Genomic DNA, 19,750 nt, shown 5'->3' on the forward strand with positions numbered 1-19,750 from the left:
TTCATTTCCAGCGGGCGATGCCGACGGTTTCGCCGATCGCCTGGCGCAGGTCGTCGAGCCCGTCGCCCTTTTCCGACGAGGTGGAGAGTACACCGGGATAGGCGGCCGGCCGTTTGCGGATCTTGTCGGCGGTCTCGGCCAGCAGCTTCGGCACCCCAGCCGCCTTGATCTTGTCGGTCTTGGTCAGCACGATCTGATAGGAGACGGCCGCCTTGTCGAGCAGGTCGAGCACGGCGTCGTCATTCTTCTTGATGCCGTGGCGGCTGTCGATCAGCACATAGACGCGTTTCAGCGTCGCGCGGCCGCGCAGATAGTCGAAAACCAGCTTGGTCCACTTGTCGACCTGCTCCTTCGGCGCCTGCGCGTAGCCGTAGCCCGGCATGTCGACGATCGCCATCGGCGGCATGTCGGCGTCTTCGCCGGAATAGCCGTCCGGAACGAAATAATTGAGTTCCTGCGTACGCCCCGGCGTGTTCGACGTGCGCGCCAGACCCTTCTGGCCGACCAGCGCATTGATCAGCGACGACTTGCCGACATTCGAACGCCCGGCGAAGGCCACCTCGAGCGGCCCTTCCGGCGGCAGGAAGTTGAGCGACGGAACGCCGCGGATGAAGATCCATGGGTGGCCGAAGAGCGGCTTTTCGGTTTCGGGCATGCGGGGCTCGGCAATCTCCGGGTTCGGTATTCTGTCGGCTTCGTGGTTTTACGGGCGGATGTCAAGCTTTCAGGCGGTCTGCGCCTCGCTTCGCAGGCTGCCGGGAAATGAAAAGCCCCGCCGGAGCGGGGCTTGAGAACATCATTTCGATGGCGCCGTTTTTCGCCGGAACAGGCCCTTCAGATTGTCGAACAGCTCGATCTTGACGCCGTGGCGCCTCATGATCACCGACTGCTGCGCCACCGACAGCGTGTTGTTCCAGGCCCAGTAGATGACCAGGCCGGCCGGGAAGCTAGCCAGCATGAACATGAACACCAGCGGCATCCAGTTGAAGATCATCGCCTGGGTCGGATCGGGCGGCGTCGGGTTCATGCGCATCTGCAGGAACATGGTGATGCCCATGATCAGCGGCCAGATGCCAAGATGCAGCAGCGTGGGCGCCTGGAAGGGCAGCAGGCCGAACAGATTGACGATGGATGTCGGATCGGGTGCCGAAAGGTCCTTGATCCAGCCGAAGAACGGTGCGTGCCGCATCTCGATGGTGATGTAGATCACCTTGTAGAGCGAGAAGAAGACCGGGATCTGCAGCGCCACCGGCCAGCAGCCGGCGATCGGATTGATCTTCTCTTCCTTGTAGAGCTGCATTGTCGCCTGCTGCAGCCCCATGCGGTCGTCGGCGAATTTCGCCTTCAGCTCCTCCATCTTCGGCTGCATGCGCTTCATGTTCGCCATCGAAGCATACTGCTTGCTGGCGAGCGGGAAGAACAGCGCCTTGACGACGATGGTGGTGCACAGGATCGCCACGCCGAAATTGCCGAAGAAGCGGAAGAAGAAGTCCATCAGCGTGAACATCGGCTTGGTGATGAAATAGAAATAGCCCCAGTCGATCAGCCGGTCGAACTTCGGGATCGAGTAGGATTTCTTGTAGCCGTCGATCACAGGCACTTCCTTGGCGCCGGCGAAGACGAGGTTCTTGAGCTCGATCGACTGGCCCGGCGCGACGGTGAAGGCATCGTCCTTGTAATCGGCCTGATAGCGCGGCTGGCCATCGGTGAAGTAGGAGAATTTCGCCTCATAGGCAGCACTCTGCGGCGGAACGATCGTCGCGGCCCAGTATTTGTCGGTGATGCCGAGCCAGCCGCCGGTGGATTTCGCCGGCGATACGGCTTCCTTCTCGACGGCGGTATATTTGCTTTCGATCAGGCCGTCATCGCCGATGACGCCGATGAAGCCTTCATGCAGCACGTAGACGGAGGGCGTCGTCGGCTTGTTGTAACGCATGACGCGGCCGTAGGAGGAGAGCGCGGCGGGCGCCTGGCCGGAATTGACGATCTTGTCGGCGACGGTGAACATGTAGCGTTCGTCGACGGAGATGGTGCGGGTGAAGGTCAGGCCCTTGTCATTGGTGTAGGACAGCGTCACCGGTGTCTTCTCGGTGAGCTTGGCGCCTTCGGGCGCCGTCCAGAGCGTCGTGGGGCCGGGAACGCTGCCCGTCGCATCGCTGCCGATATAGCCGAGTTCGGTGAAATAGCCGTCCTTGGTTTCGGCCGGGCTGAACAGCGTGATGATCGGGCTCGAATCGTCGACGGTCTCGTGATAGCCCTTGAGCTTCAGATCGTCGAGACGGGCGCCGGCAAGGTTGATCGAGCCGGAAAGGGCAGCGGTATCGATGACGACACGCGGGCTTTTTGCCAGCGCCTGCTCAAGCGTCGCCGTCGCGGCCGCCTGGCCGGAAGGGGCTGCGCCGCTCGTCTGGGCCGGTGTTGCGCCGCCCGTTGCCGGCTGCTGCACCTGTTCGGTCTGCTGCTGCGCCTTCTGGGCTTCCTGCGCCTTGCGCTGGGCCTCGATGCGCGGATTCATATAGAGAAACTGCCAGCCGAGGACGATCAGCACCGAGAGAGCGATCGCAATGAAGTAATTGCGGTTGTTTTCCATCATACGTTCCTGGGGCGTCCGTCTCCGGAGCGCCGGTGTTTCGGCCTGGTTTCCACGCGAAATTTCAGTTCCGCGGCCAATTCCTGGAAGGACGCCTCAAGCACGTCCCTGCGCGCGACAACCACATAGTCGTGTCCGGGCTGCATTGCAAACCCCGCATGAAGCCGCACCGCCTCTTTCAGGCGGCGGCGCATGCGGTTCCGTTCGACCGCGTTGCCATGTTTTTTGGTGACTGTAAAACCGACGCGGGCTTGGCTGTCGGGTTCCTTCCGGTCGAGGACTTCGAGCAGGAAGAGGCCGCCGCGGCGTTTTTCGCCTTCGCGCACGGCAAGAAACTGCGGGCGGCTTTTCAGCCGCCCGACAGTGTGTTTCTGGTCTTTGGTCGTCAATTCGCCCGCCATCTCTTACCGGGCAACCCGGCCTTAAGCCGAAAGACGCTTGCGGCCCTGCGCGCGGCGGCCGGCGATGACCTTGCGGCCACCCTTGGTGGACATGCGCGCACGGAAGCCGTGGCGACGCTTGCGAACAAGCTTGGATGGTTGGTAGGTACGCTTCATTTATTTAAACACCGCGGAGTGCGGCCCTTCTTGAATTTGCATATTGCAAGGAGCGTTGTTTTTCGAACGGACGGAGCCATGAAAGGCTTGGGTGACCGGACGTGCGGCGGCTTATACGGATGAAGCCCGCCAAAGTCAATTAACCCCGACGATTTCACTTTGCGCCGCTGTTCGGAAAGTATTTTCGCACTCAGGTATTAATAAATCCGGCCTGCCCTGACTGGTTGTGGTTGGCCGCCGCTCACGATCGATGGCCCGGATTTCAGGGGCTTTCGCGTTCCGATCACCATCGACGTCGATTATTTTTCCTGGCCATAATCGTAAACATTGGAAATCTAACTTTAATGAATTTCGCCGATATCTAGCATCACGGGCTGGGAATTTGCTTTCCAGGCAGTGTGTAGCTAGGAGGCATTGCATTGAAGATCCGCGCCAAAATTAATCTGCTGGTTTCCGTGATGGGCGCGGTGGCGCTGCTGATCGGCGCAACGGCGTTGTCCGCCATGCACGAATACAGCCGTAACCTGACGGCTTACGAGGAGGCCGCCGCCCGCGCCTATGCCGGCGAGCGCCTCAACCGTTTCGTCACGGCGGTGGTGATGGAATCGCGCGGCATCTATGCGGCCAAGACGATCAAGGATACGCCGAACTTCGCCAAGGGCCTGATGGCCGACCTCGACGAGATCGACAAGGTCATCGCCGGCTGGACGCCGCTCGTTGCCGCGAGCGAAAAGGAGACCTTCGCCAAGCTGGTCGCCCGCGCCGCCGAGTTCCGCACCTTCCGCACCGAAACGGCCCGGCTCGGCACCGAGGTCGGCCCCGAGGCCGCCAGCGCCCAGGGCAACAACGACGCCAACCGCGCCAACCGCAAGGCGTTCCAGGCGGAGATCGACGCAGTCGTCGCCACCGACAAGGCCGCGCTCGAGGCCGTCAACGCCGAGATCGAGAGCTTCCGCAACTGGATCCTGATGCTCGTCCTCTCCATCACCGCCATCGGGATTTCGGTCGGCATCGGCATGGGCTTCTATATCGGCACCAGCCATCTGAGCCGGCCGATCAAGCGCGTCACCCGGGCGATCAACGAAGTCGCCAACGGCAATTTCGAAGCCGAGGTTCCCTTCGCCGGCCGCCAGGACGAAATCGGCGAGATGGCCGCTGCCGTTGCGGTCTTCAAGGAGAACGGCCTCGCCGTCAAGCGCCTGAACGCCCAGGAAACGGCGATGCGCGCCAAGAGCGACGACCTGCAGTCGAGCATGTCCGTCGTCGTGGCCGCGGCTGCGGCCGGCGATTTCGGCCACCGCATCGACAAGGATTATGAGGACGAAAACCTCAACCAGTTCGCTGGCAACATCAACACGCTGCTGTCGAGCGTCGATGCCGGCATCGGCGAGACCCGCCGCGTCATCGCCAGCCTTGCCGAGGGCGACCTCACCCAGACGATGAACGGCAGCTTCCAGGGCGCCTTCGCCGAACTGCAGCAGAACGTCAACAACACCTTCGTCACGCTGCAGGCGACGATGCGCGAAGTGCGCCAGACGACGGAAGCGATGAACGGCAACACCGCCGAACTGCGCAATGCCAGCGACGACCTGTCGAAGCGCACCGAGCAGCAGGCAGCCGCTCTCGAACAGACCTCGGCGGCCCTCGATCAAATCACCGCCGTCGTCCAGAACTCCACCGAGCGGGCGCATGAAGCCACCATCATGGTCTCCGAAGCCAAGGATAAATCCGGCGCTTCGGGTGTCGTCGTCGGCAATGCCGTCGAGGCCATGGGCCGCATCGAGCAGGCGTCGCGCGAAATCAGCCAGATCATCAACGTCATCGACGAGATCGCCTTCCAGACCAACCTGCTGGCGCTGAATGCCGGCGTCGAGGCGGCCCGTGCCGGCGAGGCCGGCAAGGGCTTTGCGGTGGTCGCCCAGGAAGTGCGCGAACTCGCCCAGCGCTCGGCAACAGCCGCCAAGGACATCAAGGCGCTGATCACCAAGTCGGGCAACGAGGTGCAGGTCGGCGTCAAGCTGGTGCAGGCGACCGGCGAGGCGCTGGCCGAAATCGGCACGCGCGTCATCGCCATCAACGACCATATCCATTCGATCGCGACAGCCGCGACCGAACAGTCGACCGGCCTCAAGGAAGTCAACACTGCCGTCAACCAGATGGACCAGGTGACCCAGCAGAATGCCGCCATGGTCGAAGAGACCTCAGCCGCCACCCACCGGCTTTCGGCCGAAGCCAACGGGCTGGTGAGTCTCATTGCCCGCTTCAAACTGTCGGATGACGCGCCGGCACCCGTGGCGCTCGTCCGCAACGAGCCGCACCGGCCGGTCGCCTCGCCGGCGCGGCGCGCCATCGCCAAGGTCACCCGCGCCTTCGGCGGCAATGCGGCAGCCGCCGAACAGAACTGGGAAGAGTTCTAAGCTTGACCGATCACGCCGTCTTCCAACGCCGCCTCCGGGCGGCGTTGGTTTTTTTCTGCCTGGTGCGCGCCGGGCAAAGACCCCGCCCCAAACCCCTCCCCACAAGGGGGAGGGGCTTAACCTGCCGCACCGGCGCTTCCCACTGCACCGTTTCATCCGCGGAAAGCCGATAGTTGCGGCGCGCCGGCGCCGCAAATTAGTCCCTCCCCCTTGTGGGCAGGGGTTGGGGAGGGGATTTCCTCCTCCAGGCCGGACGTTTCTTTGTGACCACATGACGCTGCTCGCAAAGATTTGAAAGCGGAGACTTTTGGTCTAATATAAAGCTCCAACGGTGAGGGCGGCTGAAGCGCTGCCGATCGGGCGAGACGAGAATGCCGGTTCAAGATCAGGGCGACAATCCTTCGGCGGAAATCCCCGCGGCCGGCGAGGCGGCAAAAGCGCGGTGCCCGTCTGCCGGCATGTTCGGCGGCCTGTCGGGCAAGCTGCTCTGGCTCACTGTCGTCTTCATCATGCTCGCCGAAATCCTGATTTTCTTCCCCTCGGTCGCCAGCATGCGCATACGCTGGCTGCAGGAGAGGCTGAACACGGCCGCCGCCGCCGCCATCGTCATCGACGGGCTGCAGCCGGTCGAATTGCCGCGGGCGCTGCAGAAGGAGACGCTGGAGGCGACCGGTACCAAGGCGATCGTGCTGCGCAAGGACGGCACCTCGCGGCTCCTGGCGACGACCGATATGCCGACCTCCGTCGACGAAGCCTATGATCTCACCGACGTGCCGCCGGTCACGGCGATCCGCGATGCGCTCGACACCTTGATCTTCGGCGGCGGCAGGATGATCCGCGTCTACGGCCCGGTCGGCGACACCAATACCGGCGTCGAGGTGGTGATGAGGGACCGGCAGCTGCGCACGGCGATGTTTGCCTATTCCCGCAACGTCCTGCTGTTGTCGGTGCTGATCTCGCTCTTCACCGCGACGCTGATCTTCTTTGCGATCAACCGCATCCTGATCGGCCCGATCCGCCGGCTGACCGGCAGCATGCAGCAATTCTCCTCCGATCCCGAAAACCCCGCCCATGTCTATATCGGCGATGGCGGCCGCGACGAACTGGCGGTCGCCGGCCGCAACCTCACCTCGATGCAGATGGAGCTGCAGAAGACGCTGAAGCAGCAGAAGAACCTCGCCGCTCTCGGCCTCGCCGTCTCCAAGATCAACCACGACATGCGCAATATCCTGGCTTCGGCCCAGCTGATGTCGGACCGGCTGGTCGATGTCGACGACCCGATGGTGAAAAGCTTCGCCCCGAAGCTGCTGCGCACCATCGACCGCGCCGTCGGCTATACCACCGAGGTGCTGTCCTATGGCAAGGCGAGCGAATCGGCCCCGCGCCGCCGCCATATCCTGCTTTTGGAACTCACCCAGGACGTCAAGGACATGCTGGCGATCGATCCGCAAAGCGGCATCGAATTCGCCGAGCAGATCGCCGCCGATCTCAAGGTCGATGCCGATGGCGAGCAGCTGTTCCGGGTCATCCACAATCTCTGCCGCAATGCGCTGCAGGCGCTGACCGCGCCGGGCGAGGGCGCCCCGGGCGCCGTCAGGCGCATCACCGTCGCCGCCCAGCGCGTCGGCAGCGTCGTCAGCATCACCGTGGACGATACCGGCCCCGGCATGCCTTTGAAGGCGCGCCAGAACCTCTTTGCCGCCTTCCGCGGCTCGGCCCGCTCCGGCGGCACCGGCCTCGGCCTGACGATCGCCCGCGAGCTGGTGCTCGCCCATGGCGGTACGATCGCGCTGGTGGAAAAACCGACTGTGGGAACGCAGTTTCGTATCGAGATTCCCGATCGCCCGGTTTCGCTGGAGGATTACCGCAGCCGGACGCATATCGAGAAGTGACCGAATTTCAGACGCGCGCGACCGCAAATTTTTAAACGCGCGATTTTTTCAGAATTGCTCTTGCATTGTCCCGAAGGACGCTTTAGAGGATCGCCCACGCAAGCGGCACCGCCGCAGTTGCACGCACCCGTAGCTCAGCTGGATAGAGCACCAGACTACGAATCTGGGGGTCAGGAGTTCGAATCTCTTCGGGTGCGCCATTTCCCTTTTCATCGGCTTTAGTCCCCCCTGGCTCCTGAAGGGTAACGTCATCTGACGTGTATCCTCTGATATTGTGCGCAGCGGAACAGCATTTTTTCCATCGGCTCCCAGCGGAGGAGCTGTGTCCGGTGGCAGTTGTCTGCGGATGAAAAGTTTGCCGCGGCGGCCGCTCCAGCCTGTGCTCCAAGGCAGCGAATCGAAAAACTATTGCTCGTCCGGATGGTCTTTCATATAGGCTTCCCTTTCTTCCTTGCCGAACAAGGCTGAGTAATAGCCGCTGCAAACCAGGTATGAGCACTCATCCGGGTTGCCCGTTTGCCATCCCGGCTGGCAGAGGACGACGCGCTGGAATTTGGCGTTGCAAAGCCCGTGGTTTGCCAAGAGCCGCGGATCATTTCCGAAATACGCGCTTATGGTGTCCTTGCGAGTCCATGCAGGAACGATTTTCCAATCAGCGGCGCCGCCCTCAGCGCTCACATTGCCGGTCGCGCAGAACGACCAATTCGAGATCACGACCGGCTGATCGCAGGAAAAAGCCTGAACGGCGCTTCCCAGCAGGATCGAAATCAATGCCAGCAGCCGCTGGCCACAGACCATCGCGCCCTTCTTCTTCATGCCGATATTTCGCATCTTTGCCTCCACCGCGCGCAACTACCCGTAACCGTCGGACGGGATCTGTGATCTAAGAAATCAACCAAGATTATTTTCCTAGTTCATGGAATGTTCTTACGCTGGATCGCCAATGGTTGCAACCATGGAAGGTTGAATGTCGAACAATATTATCGCGATCGGCAATGGGCGCATGGCCGCCCGGCCCCACTCCCTGATCGGGATGCCGGCTTCGATTGCCGCTTCGATGAAGGCCCGCCGTGCCTCTTCCCGGTTTCGTTTGCCCGACATGACATCCGCGCAAACCGCGCAGGCCCGATCCAAAGCCGGACCCAGGCCGATGCTGCTTGTCATCGCATCATCCTGGCCGCTGCCTCATAGCTTCATCATATTCGGATGGACAGGGGCCGGAGAGACGCTGCATGCCCACGCTGGAGTGAACGGATGAACGATATCTTGGCCTGCCCCTCGTGCGGATTGGATAAAACAGAAGCGATCGTCCACGGCGGCTCGTACATTCTGCGATGCGCCGCCTGCGGCGAAGCGATCGTCGCGACATCCTTCATGGCGATCTGCAACTTGGATCATCCGTTTTCAGCCTTTGCCGATCCGGGTCCCGGCAAACGCCCCGGGCCGGAGATGCTGATCGCGCATGGGCCACTGCGGCAGATCTCACCGACAATCAGCGATGCGGCGCGTGAGGGAACGCTGATCCTTCTGATCCCCGAAGGCGCCCCATAGCCTCGTCACTTTATGTCTGTCCCGTACTGCTGTGTATCAGCCGACCGACAGCCGCGCTGCACACCAATGCCAAACCGCATCGACCGCCTTTCGCGGCGATGACGAGCGCTTGCGGATGAGGAAATAGTCGGGTTCGATCGTCGTCGTCGCATCCGTCACCTGCACCAGCCGCCCGGCTTCGAGATCCGCCGCCACGAAAGCCCGGCATGCCAGAGCGACGCCCTGGCCGGCGAGCGCGGCATCGAGCGCCAGCGTCGTGTGGTTGAACACGGCGCCCGGCAGCTTCTCGCGCGATTGCAGGACGAGCGGCCAGGGACTGACGGTGTCGTGCAGAAGCGGCAGCGTGCGAAGCGCTGCGGCCGTCAGCGGCAGGGTGAGACCCTTGACCAGATGTGGACTGGCGACGGCGACGAGTTCCTGGCGAAACAGCAGCCTCGCCTCCAGGGAGGCCGGAAAAGGCTGGCGCGTCAGGCGCACGGCAATGTCCACCTGATCGCGATCGAAATCGGACAGCGCCTCGGTGGCGACCGTTCGCAGCTCGACGTCGGGAAGGGCCGCCTTGAACTCGGCAAGCCGCGGGATCAACAGCTTGGCGGCGACGGTCGGGGTGACGCTGATCGTCACGGCGTCCGGCCGCGCGAGCAGCCGCCCCGTCGCCTCACCGAGCGTATCGAAGGCGCGGCTCACATCGGCAAGATAGGCCGCGCCCTGCGGGGTCAGGGCCAGGCCGCGTGGGAGCCGTTGAAACAACATCAGGCCGAGTTGATCTTCCAGCGCCCGCACCTGCTGCGCCACCGCTCCCTGCGAGACCCCGAGCTCTTCGGCGGCGGCGCGGAAATTCAGCCGGCGGCCCGAGACCTCGAAGGCGCGAAGGGCGTTCAGCGACGGCAGTTTGCGGCGAGGTTGGGCCATTGGGTTTTTCGGGAACAATCCAGTAGATTTTCTACAGTCTGACATGTTTCTTTCTGACGCGAAAGTCGGCGCCGTCTCTGGCATACTGCTGCGCAATTCAACGATTGGAGGCTCCGATGCCGAACGAAAAAGTCGCTCTCATTACCGCAGGCGGTTCCGGCATGGGTGCCGCCGCGGCAAGGAAACTGGCCGCGGACGGCTATCGCATTGCGGTGCTCTCCTCCTCGGGCAAGGGCGAGGCGCTCGCCAGGGAATTGGGCGGCGTCGGCGTCACCGGCTCGAACCTGGTGAACGAGGATGTGAAGCGGCTCGTCGATCTGACGATGGAGAAATGGGGGCGGATCGACGCGCTGGTCAATTCCGCCGGCCATGGCCCGCGCGCGCCGATCCTCGAAATCTCCGACGAGGACTGGCACAAGGGTCTGGAGGTCTATTTCCTCAGCGCCGTGCGGCCGATCCGGCTGGTCGCGCCGATCATGGAGGCGCAAGGGGGCGGGGCCATCGTCAACATCTCGACGGCATGGGCCTTCGAGCCGTCTGCGATGTTCCCGACGTCGGCCTTTGCCCGGGCGGGACTGGCGAGCTTCACCAAGATCTTCGCCGATACCTATGCGGCCAAGAACATCCGCATGAACAACGTCCTGCCCGGTTGGATCGACAGCCTGCCCGCCACCGACGAACGGCGCAACAGCGTGCCGATGGGCCGCTACGGCACGGCCGAGGAAATTGCGGCGACGGTTGCCTTCCTGCTCTCCGAAGGCGCTGGCTACATCACCGGCCAGAACATCCGCGTCGATGGCGGCATTACCCGTTCCATCTGAGTGAGGTCATGGAGATCGATCATGAAGCCGGGCCGCCGAACCTCACCGAGATAGACGCGTCGGCATGGCGAGAACTGGAAGCGGCAGCGTCAAACCCGCAATCGGGTTTCCGGTTCCTGAACCTCTGCTCCGTCGATGCCGAGGCGAGGCCACAGGCGCGCATGGTGGTGCTGCGGCGCGCCGACCGGTCCTTGCGGCTTCTGGAATTTCACACCGATGTGCGCAGCCCGAAATGGCTTGAGCTTTCGGCAAATCCGCATGCGACGGTGCTCGGCTTCTGCGCGCAGACACGGCTGCAGTTTCGGCTTCAGGGGACGGTCGAACGCCATGCCCCTGGAAGTCATCAGGCCAACGCCGCCTGGGACAGGCTCTCCGCCTGGACTGGGATGACCTATGCCGGCGGTCCGCCCGGCGACGAGCTTGCCGTTGACGCCATCGATGCGGCGGCTCTGCCGAAGCCTGCAGATGCGGCCGAGGGAAAGCCGCATTTCGGCCTGTTGATCTTTCGCGCCCGGGCGCTGGACTGGTTCCAGCTGCGCAGTCAGGGCAACCGAAGGGCGCTGCTGGCCTATGACGAGACGGGCGCTCTTGCCGCCAGCCGATGGGTCAATCCATGACAGGGATCGGTGGCGCCCTCACGGGGCCAGCCGCACGACAATCGAAGCGCCGGGAACCCGCAACTGTTCGGCGAGCGCCTCCAATTCTTTCCCATCCGTCCCCCCCAGAACAAAGTGGTCACCCATGATCGGCTCCCTCGTCCAGGGTTCCATCACCACCTTGTCGTTGATCAGCACCTGCGTCTGCCGTCCCAATGCTGCCTGCGTGAAATCGTGGAAAGCGGCGGCGCTTTCCGGGGTGAGCACGATATTCAGGCCCCGGTCGGAGGACACGGGAGACCGGACAACCTCCACGCTCTTCACCTTAAGCGCGATCGGCGCGATCGCCTTGGCCTCCTCATTGCCTGCGGCAACGGTCGTATCCGGCGATGCCGTCGGCGGGGCAGGAGGTGTCGAAAGCTCATCCATGATGCCCGGCTCGGCCTTGGCCGATGGCAGTGGCTCCACGCGCAGATCGGAGGTCGGCAGATCCTTTGCCGTCAGGACCGTGGGAAGCGGCAAGCGCGCCGGCATATCCTCGCGCAGGATGTGGGTATATGCGCGGAACGTTGCGCCGCCGGTCGTGAGGCTGACGATCTCGGTTGCTTCGACCGCCGAACCATCGTCCAGCGACACCACGAATTTGCCGCTTCGGGTCTTGCTGGCGCGTTTGACGGAAGCCAGTTGATCGGCGGCAAGACTTTTTACCCGGTCGGGGGAAGCCGCCATTATCTTTGCGATCGCCATCTGCTGCGACTGGCTGAACGCCGCGGCATCGAATTCGTCCGACAGGGAAAGGGTCGCGGTGCGCGAGACCGCGTCGGTAGATTCCAGGATCCAGGTCGACACCACGGGGACATCGACGCCGCCATATTCCTCGGTTTGCGACACCGTCACGGCCTGGCCGATCTGCATGACCTCGTCCTGATAGGATTGCCCCGTTGCAAGCAGCATTGCCTCCGGCACCAAGGCGGCCGCAATTTGCAGAGGATTCTGCTCTATTTTGCTGATGATGTCATCGACACCGCTTGCCCGCGTCGCGGAGGTGCCGGCTGCGGCGACCCCACCCGGCCCATTGGCGGCCATCTCCCTGATATGTGCCAGGATCCGATCGACGCCGAACAGGGTGTTGGGCTGGCCTTTCAGGTCCGTTTCCAGCTCGAGCGTTGCGGTGCCATAGGCTGTCAGGGAATTCCGATAGAGCAGGTTCATCCGATAGCTGTCGGCAGGGCCGGCGGTGCCGGCCGGCAAGTCGGCGTTGAGAGACCAGCGGACCCGCATGCCGTTTTGATCCCGCGACAGGACGGCCATGCGCTGGCGAAACGCACCGCGTATCGTCACCGGCAAGGCGCCCGGTTTGTCGAGCCAGAACGACATATCGGTTTCGGTGGCTTTTTGAATGCTGTAGCCACGCTCGACGCCGGTCGCCGGCGCATAGGCCGGGATTGTGATGTCATCGGCGGACCATGCCGGATGGGAGAGCGTGGCGCATGCGCACAACCAGACAACTCTTCTCCAGTGCGGTGATTTCATGCCGTCAGGACCTCTAAACATTGAAGGTAGTGGCGCGCCTTTCGGCTGCCGGCCGCGAGCTTATTTGCTTGTCGTGGCGATGGGTAGTGCCGACGCCTCGATAATCGTTTTACGTGAAGCTGGGCTCAAAATCGAAATCCGGAAGATCAAGCCCCCGCCTCTCCCTTCAGCTAAAAGGTCTTCTCCCGACCCCTTTCGGATTCTCTTTCCCACGAGGCGCCGTCGCAAATGCGATAAGAGCATTCGTCCTTGTTGCCTTCGTCCCATCCCGGCAGGCAGACAACGACGCGGTGGAACTTGGCGTTGCAAAGCCCGTGGTTTGCCAAAACACGCGGCTCGTTCCAGAAATACCGGCTTATAGCCTTGTTGCGAGTCCATTCAGGCACGGCCTTCCAATCAGCCTCACCACCCTCTTCGCTCAACGCAGCGATCTGACAGGACTTCCAGTTGGACAGCACGATGGGCTGATCGCAAGGAAAGGCATGGATGGCGCTGACAAGTAGTATCGAAAGCGATGCCAGCAACCGCTTCCCGTAAATGCCGATCATTCGCGTCATCTCCTGTCGCGTGTGATTCATCCCTGTTATCATCCTAGCAGGAAGACCTCGGTGATATAAGATCAAAACTAAGAATATTTTCCTAGTTCCTGGATCGTTCTTGCGCTAGGCTGCCCGCAATTGCAACCATGGAATGCCGGATGTCGAGCAAATTTTTCCCTATCGGCGGCATGACCGCCTGGACGAGCCTTGGCCGTCGCCCGCTTTATGAGCAGAATTCCCGGCCTCGCAGGGTGGATGATTTGCTGAAGGAGCGGCGGGTGGAAAGGGCGAGGGGCTGATGGCGGAATTCAACCCTCGCGACAAGAGCCGAACCAGTGCGGGCAAGACGCGGGCGTTGGTGCGTAAGCATACCGCTCCGCCGAGCGGCACGGATGACGGCAGCCTTCGCTGGCAGTGGTTGACGATCCAACTGCTGGAATCCCCGGCTTTCACCACATTGAGCGCCAATGCCTGCCGGGCTTTCTTCCGCATCGTCATCGAGCATACCGCGCACGCAGCACTGGAGAACGGCAAGCTTGTCGTCACGCATCCGCAATTCGTCTCCTACGGCGTCACCGGCGAATATGTCGCCGATGCGCTCGATGAGCTGGAATATAAGGGGTTGATAAAAGTGCGCCGCGGCCGGGCCGGCAGCGGCGTCGCCCATCCCAACCGCTTCACGCTGACATTTGTCGGCGATCATGAAGGTGCGCCATCCACCGACGAGTGGAAGCGGTGCACGGCCGAAAACTGCCGGAAATGGTCCGAGACCGACCGCAAGCTTGCTGCCGACAAACGCGGCCGCCTCGGCAGGAAGAAAAAAACGCCGCTTCGGAATCCCGAAATACTGCCGCTTCGGGATTCCGAAATCCGCCGCGCTTCCTGAGAGGTGAGCCCGGAGGAATATGGAATGATTTCAATGCCGCAGCCAATTTCGGGATTCCGAACTGCTATATAGAGTCTGGTGGGGAGTTACTGACGAAGGCACTTTGCCACGATCAGAAACTCCGTCTCCCGCCCGCCGATCCTTCCGGCCGAAACTGTCCGAAGCAGCAGGCCGAAAGCCTCGTAAAGCCAATAAAGCGGAGGAATTCGGCTCTTGAGCGCATGCACCTGGGTCGACACATACTCGCCGACGAAGACGATATCCATGCCGAGTTCCTTCAGCGTCCCGGCGATCTCCGAATGGGATGCCTCTGCGGCGTGCTCGACGCGAAAGGGCGCATAACCCGGCTTGCCGGCGTTTTTCTGCCCGAGGACATAGCGATAGAACAAGACGTGGGTCCACCAGGGCGTGAGATCGGTGAAGATCCCCTTGGCCGAGCTGAGGATCGGCCCCTTGACGAACACCAGGCCGCCGGGGGACAGGGTGTCATGGGCTCGCAACAGGGCGGAGCGCGGGCTTTCCAGATGCTCGAGAACGTCCCAGAAGACACAGGCGTCGAAGTGACGATCGCCGTAGTCGATCGTTTGCGCGTCGCCGAGGATGCGCTCTGTGGCGTCCTTGTTCCTCTTGAGCTGCTCCTTCGAGATGTCGAGGACCGTATATCGCGCGCCTTCCAAGGGGATATGCGTGCGAGAGCCGCCCCCGACTTCAAGAATATCAGTGTTGATTTTGCTGGAAAATGCCGATCGCGCATACGACAGCGCGTCGTTTACCCACGGCGAAGCCATATCTTCCTCCCCGGAGAGATCAGCGTCTGCGATCATAAGTAAGCATTAATATAATATTTAAGCAATATTTAAACTTCTGGGCGGCGGGTGGCGGCTTGCCTCGAAGATCCCGGAACCGCGGCACGGGCCCGGGCGACGTGCATTAGTTTCGCGCAACCTTGCTGATATACCCGCAGGGCTGATGATCTCAGTGGCGGTTCGGCCGGAGGAATGCATGACGGTGGGAATTTTTCGGGCTGCGGCAGTCCTGGCGATGATGGCGGCGCTGGCCGGCTGCATCGACCACGCCAATGATCCGGTGCTGCTGGCGATCGGCGTGCCGGTCAATCCACCCGCCGTTGCGCACAGCATCTGCATGACCGACGGCAACGCCATGTATGACGAGGCAAGGAGGCAGTATCAGCTGCGCGCTCAGCTGACCTACTATGCCGACGCCGATGAGCTGGAGGCGGAAACGACGGCGCGCGCCGCCGCCCATCGGCAATATGTCGCCTGCCTCTCCGGCCAAGGCTACCGGACATTATACGCGAACTGAGAACAGAGAATTCAGCTTTTCGCCCCAGCGCCGTTCGATCTCTTCTGCCGATCGCGACTTCACGTTTTTTGGCGATTTGGTCACGCCGGATCGCTTGCAATCACAAGTTCCGGAAGTTGCATGCGGGCGCGGAACTCCCCAGCCGGGAAAGGCATTTTCGTCAGGTAAATCCACGAAGGAGGGTTTATCATGAAGATGTTCAGACTTGCCGCTTCCACCGCCGCGCTGAGCGGCCTTCTCGCCCTGGCGTCGATCGTCCCTGCGCAGGCAGCCGCCGTCCAGATGGTACGGCCGCCCGATGTCGCGGCCGAAAATATAGCGCAATTTAAACCACATGCCGGAATCTGGCATGGCTACCGCGGCTTCCGAACCGAGCGTCCCGGCACCCGCCGCCATTCCGATGGCTACTGGTATCCGCTTGCCGCCTTCGGCGTCGAAGCCGGCGCCACGGGCTCCATCGTCCGCCAACCGGTGAACAGACCTGCAGTTCCGGAAATGTGCAACCCTACGTTTTCTGGATCGATCGGTCCGGGCAGTATGCCCTGCGATAACGGCTATTGAGCCGGCAGATGAAAAGGCGGTGATGAGCCGCCTTTTTCTCGATTATGGCCCTGCTCACATGTCTGTGATCCCTGCTTTCGAGCCGTAGTTTGTGACAGATCGCCTTCCTAGTTGCGGGGTGTAAATTCCTTCAAATCCTCCCAAGGAGACGATGATGACCCCCACCTTCAAGACTGGCCTGATGGCCGCGACGCTCGGTGCAATGCTCGGCCTCCCGGCCTTTTCTGCCGCGGCAGCGCCCCTCCAGTCGAGCGCGACCGAGCAGGGTGCGACCGCGCGGCCGGTTGCCAGCCAGGAAACCAAGGTTGAACACGACCGGCGCACGACCGGTTCGATCGGCCAGGAAAACTCGGGCATGACCACACGCTATATGGCGAACCCGAAGAAGCCGCTGAACATGGATTGTAAACTCGGCTTCAACCCGACCAGCAGCTCCAGCTGCAATTACTGAGCACGTCTGCGGCAGTCCGGTTCGCGATACCCCGGGCAAAGACCCCGCCCCAAACCCCTCCCCACAAGGGGGAGGGGCTTAACCTGCCGCAGCCGTTTTCCCATATCTGCCACGTTTCGAGTGGAACGATGCGGCGCTCCGGGTTAGTCCCTCCCCCTTGTGGGGAGGGGTTGGGGAGGGGCTTTTTCTCGCGGCCAGTTACCGCCAATCGTCATGTCTTGCATCAAGTGCAAAGATGCACTAAGTACAGAATCACACAAACTGTGGATGATGCTGGTGCGAAACGCCGCAGCGAAGAGCAATTGACGTGTCTGCCTTGGAATTGCCATGCTCGCCGCGATGGTCGCTTTTTATAATCAATCGAATTTCAGACAGGTGGGATAATCATGACCGCAAAGGCTGCATGCGCCGATTTCCTGCATTTTTTCCGCTCCTGGATCAGCAACCCGCTTCGGGTCGCGGCCATTGCGCCCTCGGGTGATTCGCTGGCCAGGATCATGACCAGCGAGATTGCCGCGCTCGACGGGCCGATCATCGAGCTCGGTCCCGGCACCGGTGTCTTCACCCGGGCACTTCTGGCCCGCGGCGTCAGCGAGGCGGATCTGACTCTGATCGAATACGGTCCGGAGTTCATCACGGCGCTGCAGGCGCGTTTCCCCACCGCGCGCGTGTTGCAGATGGATGCGGCCCAGCTCGCTGAGGCCGGCATTTTCGAGGGCGAGCCGGTTGGCGCTGTCGTCAGCGGCCTGCCGCTTTTGTCGATGTCGCCGGCCAAGATCGCCGCGATCGTGGCCGGCGCCTTCGCCTATATCAGGCCGGGCGGCGCCGTCTATCAATTCACCTATGGGCCGCGCTGCCCGGTGCCGCGGCCGATTCTCGATCGCCTCGGCCTGGAGGCGGTGCGCATCGGCGGCACGGTGCGCAACCTGCCGCCGGCCTCCGTCTACCGGATTTCGCGTCGCGAGCCGTTGGAATTGTCGCGCGAGCGCTTCAACTATCGCGACAGCGAAGCCGAACTCGACGATGTCGCCGCCTTTTCCAGCGAAACCGGCGGCTGAACTGTGATGCCGGGCAGGAATGGCTGAGAGCAAGCCGGGGCAAGAGACGGAGGGCCGGCGGGAGCGCAAGCGGCGGCAGACGCGCGAGCGCATCGAGCAGGCGGCGATGACCCTGTTTCTCCAGCGCGGTTTCGAGGCCACGACCGTCGAGGACATCACCGAGGCGGCCGACGTCTCCAAGCGCAGTTTCTTCGATTATTTCCCCTCCAAGGAAGAGGTGGTTTTCGCCTGGCAGGATAGTTTCGCCGATCGGCTGATGGCGGAGATCGCCGCAAGGCCCGCGCGTGAATCCTCCGTCGCAGCGGTCGAGGCGGCGATCTCCGCCACCGTCATTGCCTCTGTCGACGAGCGTGGCCTGGCGCTCGCCGAACTCATCCATCGCACGCCGGCGCTGAAGGCCCGCGACCAGTTGAAATATGCCAGGCTCGAACAAAAGCTCGCCGAGGCGCTGCTTCTGCGCAAGGGGAGTGATCCCGAGCGTGCGCGCATGCGCGTCCTGGCAGCCGTCGTCATCGGTGCGCTGCGCGTCGGCAGCGAACTCTGGCAGCAGCGTCCGCCAGGCGCCCCGCTGCAGGATTTCGCGCATGAGATCCTCGCCGAGCTCTGGACGATCCTGGCGGAATTCGGCGACGAGGCCAAGACCAGGCTTTGACGGATGCCGCGCGGCCAGCGCTTCGATGTTTTCAGCGCCGTCACTGTCATCCAAGCGGTGCCGTCCTATATGTGCAGGCGTCGCAGCGCCCGTATTCTCATTCATCCCTTCATCATGCCGGGCATCGCTTCGATCAGGGCAGGCATTTCGCATTCGAAGGCATCTCCAAAAGCCCGGCATCCATGCCGTGGCCATCGAACCGGGCGGCTTCCGACCGTTCCGTCGACTTTGATGATTTCATCGACCAAGAGAGGAAAGACCATGTCCAGTCACAATGCAGCCAAGTCAGGCACCTTCAGGATCGGCGGCGAAATCGAGATCAACCGTCTCGGTTTCGGCGCCATGCGCGTCACCGGCAACGGCATCTGGGGCGAGCCCGCCGATCATGCCGAATCCATCCGCACGCTGAAGCGCCTGCCGGAACTCGGCGTCAATTTCATCGATACGGCCGATTCCTACGGTCCCGATGTCTCCGAATTGCTGATCAAGGAGGCGCTGCATCCCTATGCCAGCAAGTCCGTCGTCGCCACCAAGGGCGGCCTGACCCGCCATGGCCCCGATATCTGGCTGCCTCTGGGACGTCCGGAATATCTGATCCAGCAGGCGCATAAGAGCCTGCGCAATCTCGGCCTCGAGCGGATCGATCTCTGGCAGCTGCACCGCATCGATCCGAAAGTGCCGGCCAAGGAACAGTTCGATGCGATCAAATCGCTGCTCGATGCCGGTCTGATCCGCCATGCCGGCTTGAGCGAAGTGTCGGTTGCCGACATCGAGGCGGCCTCGAAGCACTTCAAGGTCGCCACCGTCCAGAACCGCTACAATCTCGTCGACCGCACCAGCGAGGACGTGCTCGATTATTGCGCCAAGCACAATATCGGCTTCATCCCCTGGTATCCGCTGGCGGCCGGCGACCTCGCCAAACCCGGCTCGCTGCTCGATACCATCGCCAGAAAGCACAACGCTGCCCCGAGCCAGATCGCGCTCGCCTGGGTGCTGAAGCGCAGCCCGGTCATGCTGCCGATCCCCGGCACCTCGAAGGTCAAGCATCTCGAGGAAAACGTTGCGGCGGTGGATATCACCCTGTCGGACGAGGAGTTTTCGGCGCTGGACGCCGAGGGGCGGAGGGTTTTCAAAGCGGCTTGACGGGCGGGGAACGGAGAGGTCGCGGCATCTCCTCTTCTCCCCAGCGGGGAGAAGGTGGCCCGAAGGGTCGGATGAGGGGGCTGCACGGCACAACCCCTCAGTCAGAACTCGCAGCGCCCTGAGCATGGCCGAGGCAAGACCGGCGCGGTGGAAGCCCGTATGGGCATTGTAGAGAAGACTGGCTTCGCGGCCCCCTTGTATCTGCACGTTAGTGATTTCGTGCGATGGAAGCGCCTTAGCCTCTGGCCGGGTGGCCACCCGGCCAGAG

At 62.3% G+C, this 19,750-nt stretch carries 21 protein-coding genes, 1 tRNA gene and 1 pseudogene; 13 read left to right on the forward strand and 10 right to left on the reverse strand.

Annotation, left to right across the window (positions count from 1 at the left end; genetic code table 11):
• Position 1: 1 nt before the first annotated feature.
• From yihA to rpmH, 4 genes are all read right to left on the reverse strand, one after another.
• Complete coding sequence (gene yihA / locus CO666_RS27065; protein WP_097615108.1) at positions 2-655, reverse strand: ribosome biogenesis GTP-binding protein YihA/YsxC; 654 nt, start codon at positions 653-655, stop codon at positions 2-4.
• Positions 656-796: 141 nt separating this feature from the next.
• Positions 797-2,590 (reverse strand): membrane protein insertase YidC, encoded by a 1,794-nt coding sequence (gene yidC, locus CO666_RS27070; RefSeq protein ID WP_097615109.1) that lies wholly within the window; start codon positions 2,588-2,590, stop codon positions 797-799.
• The gene (rnpA, locus tag CO666_RS27075) at positions 2,590-2,991 is read right to left on the reverse strand and encodes a ribonuclease P protein component (RefSeq protein ID WP_097615110.1); all 402 of its coding nucleotides are present in this window, start codon (positions 2,989-2,991) and stop codon (positions 2,590-2,592) included. Before rnpA ends, yidC begins: the two co-directional genes overlap by 1 nt.
• 21 nt (positions 2,992-3,012) lie before the next feature.
• The gene (gene rpmH / locus CO666_RS27080) at positions 3,013-3,147 is read right to left on the reverse strand and encodes a 50S ribosomal protein L34 (RefSeq protein WP_003570740.1); all 135 of its coding nucleotides are present in this window, start codon (positions 3,145-3,147) and stop codon (positions 3,013-3,015) included.
• A gap of 419 nt (positions 3,148-3,566) precedes the next feature.
• On the opposite strand from rpmH, the gene CO666_RS27085 reads away from it, so the two are divergent.
• The 3 genes from CO666_RS27085 (at position 3,567) to CO666_RS27095 (ending at position 7,656) form a co-directional block, all read left to right on the forward strand.
• On the forward strand, positions 3,567-5,564 hold the full coding sequence (locus CO666_RS27085) for a methyl-accepting chemotaxis protein (protein WP_097615111.1): 1,998 nt from the start codon (positions 3,567-3,569) through the stop codon (positions 5,562-5,564).
• Positions 5,565-5,935: 371 nt separating this feature from the next.
• On the forward strand, positions 5,936-7,456 hold the full coding sequence (locus CO666_RS27090; RefSeq protein ID WP_097615112.1) for an ATP-binding protein: 1,521 nt from the start codon (positions 5,936-5,938) through the stop codon (positions 7,454-7,456).
• Positions 7,457-7,579: 123 nt separating this feature from the next.
• Positions 7,580-7,656, forward strand: a tRNA-Arg gene (locus tag CO666_RS27095).
• A gap of 205 nt (positions 7,657-7,861) precedes the next feature.
• Here CO666_RS27095 and CO666_RS27100 read toward each other — a convergent pair.
• Entirely contained in the window at positions 7,862-8,287 is a 426-nt protein-coding gene (locus CO666_RS27100; RefSeq protein WP_097615113.1) for a hypothetical protein, read from the reverse strand.
• Between the two features lie 189 nt (positions 8,288-8,476).
• Positions 8,477-8,599, reverse strand: a pseudogene (locus tag CO666_RS27105) (DUF982 domain-containing protein); the annotation flags it as partial.
• Between the two features lie 111 nt (positions 8,600-8,710).
• Here CO666_RS27105 and CO666_RS27110 point away from each other — a divergent pair.
• A complete protein-coding gene (locus tag CO666_RS27110) occupies positions 8,711-9,007 on the forward strand; it encodes a hypothetical protein (RefSeq protein ID WP_097615114.1) in 297 nt (98 codons plus the stop codon).
• A gap of 36 nt (positions 9,008-9,043) precedes the next feature.
• On the opposite strand, the gene CO666_RS27115 is transcribed toward CO666_RS27110, so the two are convergent.
• Positions 9,044-9,919: a LysR substrate-binding domain-containing protein gene (locus CO666_RS27115; RefSeq protein ID WP_097615115.1), complete on the reverse strand. Its 876-nt coding sequence runs from the start codon at positions 9,917-9,919 to the stop codon at positions 9,044-9,046.
• 116 nt (positions 9,920-10,035) lie between these two features.
• Between CO666_RS27115 and CO666_RS27120 the strand changes: the two genes are divergently transcribed.
• Both CO666_RS27120 and CO666_RS27125 read left to right on the forward strand, forming a co-directional pair.
• Positions 10,036-10,740, forward strand: coding sequence for an SDR family oxidoreductase (locus CO666_RS27120; protein WP_097615116.1), 705 nt, complete (start codon positions 10,036-10,038; stop codon positions 10,738-10,740).
• A gap of 8 nt (positions 10,741-10,748) precedes the next feature.
• Positions 10,749-11,357 (forward strand): pyridoxamine 5'-phosphate oxidase family protein, encoded by a 609-nt coding sequence (locus CO666_RS27125; protein WP_097615117.1) that lies wholly within the window; start codon positions 10,749-10,751, stop codon positions 11,355-11,357.
• An 18-nt stretch (positions 11,358-11,375) separates the two neighbouring features.
• On the opposite strand, the gene CO666_RS27130 is transcribed toward CO666_RS27125, so the two are convergent.
• Together CO666_RS27130 and CO666_RS27135 are read right to left on the reverse strand one after the other, a co-directional pair.
• Positions 11,376-12,869, reverse strand: coding sequence for a hypothetical protein (locus CO666_RS27130; protein WP_097615118.1), 1,494 nt, complete (start codon positions 12,867-12,869; stop codon positions 11,376-11,378).
• A gap of 170 nt (positions 12,870-13,039) precedes the next feature.
• Positions 13,040-13,447 carry a hypothetical protein gene (locus CO666_RS27135; protein WP_425352437.1) on the reverse strand — a complete coding sequence of 136 codons (408 nt, stop codon included), beginning with the start codon at positions 13,445-13,447 and terminating at the stop codon, positions 13,040-13,042.
• Positions 13,448-13,706: 259 nt separating this feature from the next.
• On the opposite strand from CO666_RS27135, the gene CO666_RS27140 reads away from it, so the two are divergent.
• Positions 13,707-14,294, forward strand: coding sequence for a hypothetical protein (locus tag CO666_RS27140; RefSeq protein ID WP_097615119.1), 588 nt, complete (start codon positions 13,707-13,709; stop codon positions 14,292-14,294).
• 86 nt (positions 14,295-14,380) lie between these two features.
• Here the strand turns inward: CO666_RS27140 and CO666_RS27145 are convergent, their stop codons facing one another.
• Positions 14,381-15,082 carry a class I SAM-dependent methyltransferase gene (locus tag CO666_RS27145; RefSeq protein WP_097615120.1) on the reverse strand — a complete coding sequence of 234 codons (702 nt, stop codon included), beginning with the start codon at positions 15,080-15,082 and terminating at the stop codon, positions 14,381-14,383.
• A 214-nt stretch (positions 15,083-15,296) separates the two neighbouring features.
• Between CO666_RS27145 and CO666_RS27150 the strand changes: the two genes are divergently transcribed.
• The 6 genes from CO666_RS27150 to CO666_RS27175 all read left to right on the forward strand — a co-directional run bounded on the left by CO666_RS27150 (position 15,297) and on the right by CO666_RS27175 (position 19,482).
• Positions 15,297-15,617, forward strand: a complete 321-nt coding sequence (locus CO666_RS27150; RefSeq protein ID WP_097615121.1) for a hypothetical protein — start codon at positions 15,297-15,299, stop codon at positions 15,615-15,617.
• Positions 15,618-15,806: 189 nt separating this feature from the next.
• On the forward strand, positions 15,807-16,178 hold the full coding sequence (locus CO666_RS27155) for a cell surface protein (protein WP_097615122.1): 372 nt from the start codon (positions 15,807-15,809) through the stop codon (positions 16,176-16,178).
• Positions 16,179-16,332: 154 nt separating this feature from the next.
• The gene (locus CO666_RS27160; RefSeq protein ID WP_097615123.1) at positions 16,333-16,629 is read left to right on the forward strand and encodes a hypothetical protein; all 297 of its coding nucleotides are present in this window, start codon (positions 16,333-16,335) and stop codon (positions 16,627-16,629) included.
• A gap of 386 nt (positions 16,630-17,015) precedes the next feature.
• On the forward strand, positions 17,016-17,687 hold the full coding sequence (locus CO666_RS27165; RefSeq protein ID WP_097615124.1) for a class I SAM-dependent methyltransferase: 672 nt from the start codon (positions 17,016-17,018) through the stop codon (positions 17,685-17,687).
• A gap of 19 nt (positions 17,688-17,706) precedes the next feature.
• A complete protein-coding gene (locus CO666_RS27170) occupies positions 17,707-18,339 on the forward strand; it encodes a TetR family transcriptional regulator (protein WP_097615125.1) in 633 nt (210 codons plus the stop codon).
• Between the two features lie 261 nt (positions 18,340-18,600).
• The gene (locus CO666_RS27175; RefSeq protein WP_097615132.1) at positions 18,601-19,482 is read left to right on the forward strand and encodes an aldo/keto reductase; all 882 of its coding nucleotides are present in this window, start codon (positions 18,601-18,603) and stop codon (positions 19,480-19,482) included.
• Positions 19,483-19,750 lie beyond the last annotated feature (268 nt).

This window comes from Rhizobium chutanense (genome assembly GCF_002531935.1).
Taxonomy (GTDB): Bacteria; Pseudomonadota; Alphaproteobacteria; order Rhizobiales; family Rhizobiaceae; genus Rhizobium; species Rhizobium chutanense.

Coding starts and splice junctions, on each gene's coding strand:
- CO666_RS27155 (WP_097615122.1), top strand. CDS start 15,807: ATGAAGATGTTCAGACTTGCCGCTTCCACCGCCGCGCTGAGCGGCCTT.
- CO666_RS27150 (WP_097615121.1), top strand. CDS start 15,297: ATGACGGTGGGAATTTTTCGGGCTGCGGCAGTCCTGGCGATGATGGCG.
- CO666_RS27130 (WP_097615118.1), bottom strand. CDS start 12,869: ATGAAATCACCGCACTGGAGAAGAGTTGTCTGGTTGTGCGCATGCGCC.
- CO666_RS27090 (WP_097615112.1), top strand. CDS start 5,936: ATGCCGGTTCAAGATCAGGGCGACAATCCTTCGGCGGAAATCCCCGCG.
- CO666_RS27160 (WP_097615123.1), top strand. CDS start 16,333: ATGACCCCCACCTTCAAGACTGGCCTGATGGCCGCGACGCTCGGTGCA.
- CO666_RS27110 (WP_097615114.1), top strand. CDS start 8,711: ATGAACGATATCTTGGCCTGCCCCTCGTGCGGATTGGATAAAACAGAA.
- CO666_RS27120 (WP_097615116.1), top strand. CDS start 10,036: ATGCCGAACGAAAAAGTCGCTCTCATTACCGCAGGCGGTTCCGGCATG.
- CO666_RS27175 (WP_097615132.1), top strand. CDS start 18,601: ATGTCCAGTCACAATGCAGCCAAGTCAGGCACCTTCAGGATCGGCGGC.
- CO666_RS27115 (WP_097615115.1), bottom strand. CDS start 9,919: ATGGCCCAACCTCGCCGCAAACTGCCGTCGCTGAACGCCCTTCGCGCC.
- CO666_RS27125 (WP_097615117.1), top strand. CDS start 10,749: ATGGAGATCGATCATGAAGCCGGGCCGCCGAACCTCACCGAGATAGAC.
- rnpA (WP_097615110.1), bottom strand. CDS start 2,991: ATGGCGGGCGAATTGACGACCAAAGACCAGAAACACACTGTCGGGCGG.
- yihA (WP_097615108.1), bottom strand. CDS start 655: ATGCCCGAAACCGAAAAGCCGCTCTTCGGCCACCCATGGATCTTCATC.
- CO666_RS27100 (WP_097615113.1), bottom strand. CDS start 8,287: ATGCGAAATATCGGCATGAAGAAGAAGGGCGCGATGGTCTGTGGCCAG.
- yidC (WP_097615109.1), bottom strand. CDS start 2,590: ATGGAAAACAACCGCAATTACTTCATTGCGATCGCTCTCTCGGTGCTG.
- CO666_RS27140 (WP_097615119.1), top strand. CDS start 13,707: ATGGCGGAATTCAACCCTCGCGACAAGAGCCGAACCAGTGCGGGCAAG.
- CO666_RS27165 (WP_097615124.1), top strand. CDS start 17,016: ATGACCGCAAAGGCTGCATGCGCCGATTTCCTGCATTTTTTCCGCTCC.
- CO666_RS27145 (WP_097615120.1), bottom strand. CDS start 15,082: ATGGCTTCGCCGTGGGTAAACGACGCGCTGTCGTATGCGCGATCGGCA.
- rpmH (WP_003570740.1), bottom strand. CDS start 3,147: ATGAAGCGTACCTACCAACCATCCAAGCTTGTTCGCAAGCGTCGCCAC.
- CO666_RS27135 (WP_425352437.1), bottom strand. CDS start 13,447: ATGAATCACACGCGACAGGAGATGACGCGAATGATCGGCATTTACGGG.
- CO666_RS27170 (WP_097615125.1), top strand. CDS start 17,707: ATGGCTGAGAGCAAGCCGGGGCAAGAGACGGAGGGCCGGCGGGAGCGC.